Source organism: Vibrio sp. 1F169, assembly GCF_041439605.1.
Lineage (GTDB): Bacteria > Pseudomonadota > Gammaproteobacteria > Enterobacterales > Vibrionaceae > Vibrio > Vibrio tasmaniensis_A.
Window position 1 is genome coordinate 1 of record NZ_JBGOOI010000159.1, and the last position, 1,631, is coordinate 1,631.

The window sequence follows — 1,631 nt, forward strand, 5'->3', positions numbered from 1 at the left end:
GACGCTGTTGGCTTAGTAGAAAAACTGTCAACGTATTTTAGGACGAGACAATGAGATTAGGCAAATCGTTTCGCCTTACGGGCAAACATTAGGTGACAGGCAAGATTCTCATACAGTTGGTTGATCCCGCCACATCCATAATGTCGCCTTGAGTGACGATAACGAGATCGCCAAACTTAAGATGCTCTTGCTCTTTTAGGCAGGTGAGCGTAGATAGGGCAATGTCAAAACTGTCTTTGGCTTCTGTCTCGAAGTAGATAGGTGTTACACCTCGGTACAAGGTACAGCGATTAAGTGTTCCTTCGTTACGAGATAGTGCGTAGATAGGCATATCTGCACTTAGACGAGACATCATCAGTGCAGTACGGCCTGATTCAGTGAGAGTGACTACGCCTTTAATGCCTTCCATATGGTTTGCCGAGTAGATAGTCGCCATCGAAACGGTTTCTTCGGCGGTCACAAACGTGCGGTCAATTCGGTAATTGGATTGGTTGTTAATCCCCGCCATTTTCTCAGCACCAATACACACTTCAGCCATCGATTTTACGGTTTCGACCGGGTAATCACCTGCAGCTGTTTCACCTGAAAGCATGACCGCATCTGTTCCATCAAGTACCGCATTGGCAACGTCCATGACTTCGGCACGGGTTGGCATTGGCGCTGAAATCATCGATTCCATCATTTGGGTTGCGGTGATCACCGTTCGGTTAAGCGCTCTAGCACGGCGTATAAGCTGCTTTTGTACTCCGACCAATTCAGGATCGCCAATTTCGACTCCGAGGTCACCACGAGCCACCATGACCACATCTGAGGCCATTATGATGTCATCCATGTTCTCAACAGTGGCTACCGTCTCTGCTCGCTCTACTTTTGCTACAAGGTGAGCTTCTAAACCTGCTTCACGTGCGAGCTGACGAGCGTAGTGCATGTCTTCGCCGTTGCGTGGGAAAGACACCGCGAGGTAATCCACTTTGATTTGTGCGGCGGTGACGATGTCGCGTTTGTCTTTTTCTGTCAGCGCTTCTGCGGACAAGCCGCCGCCTTTTTTGTTTATGCCTTTATTATTCGAGAGAGGGCCGCCAATGATGACTTCGGTATGAACGCGACAACCTTCCACTTCGGTTACTTTTAGCTGCACACGACCATCGTCGAGCAACAGGATGTCGTTAGCTGAAACGTCGTTAGGTAATTCTTTATAATCAAGGCCGACCGCTTGTTGGTTGCCTTCGCCTAAACCAAGGCTACTGTCGAGAGTAAATTGGTCACCAACGGCAAGTTGGATTTTGCCATCTTTGAATGTTGACACTCGAATCTTGGGACCTTGTAAGTCACCGAGAATAGCGATCTGAGTACCAAGCTTTTTGGCTATTGCTCGGACATTTTCTGCACGTTGTATATGGTCGTCGCTAGTGCCGTGAGAGAAGTTCATACGGACGACATTGGCACCGGCTTTGATGATCTCTTCAAGCACGTTACCTTTATCAGTAGAAGGGCCTAGCGTTGTGACGATTTTCGTTTTTCTTAATTCGGCTGTCATGAATACTCCTAGAGTGAGGCCAAGTAATCTATTAAAAGACTAGGGCGTGTTGATCTTTCGAGCTGATTTTTGCAGCGAGTTGCTGGGTATTTAT

General features: G+C 47.8%; 1 protein-coding gene. It reads right to left on the bottom strand.

What is annotated here, in order from left to right; genetic code table 11:
• Positions 1–88: 88 nt before the first annotated feature.
• The gene (gene pyk, locus ACED53_RS23320; protein ID WP_012603578.1) at positions 89–1,537 is read right to left on the bottom strand and encodes a pyruvate kinase; all 1,449 of its coding nucleotides are present in this window, start codon (positions 1,535–1,537) and stop codon (positions 89–91) included.
• Positions 1,538–1,631: the final 94 nt, after the last annotated feature.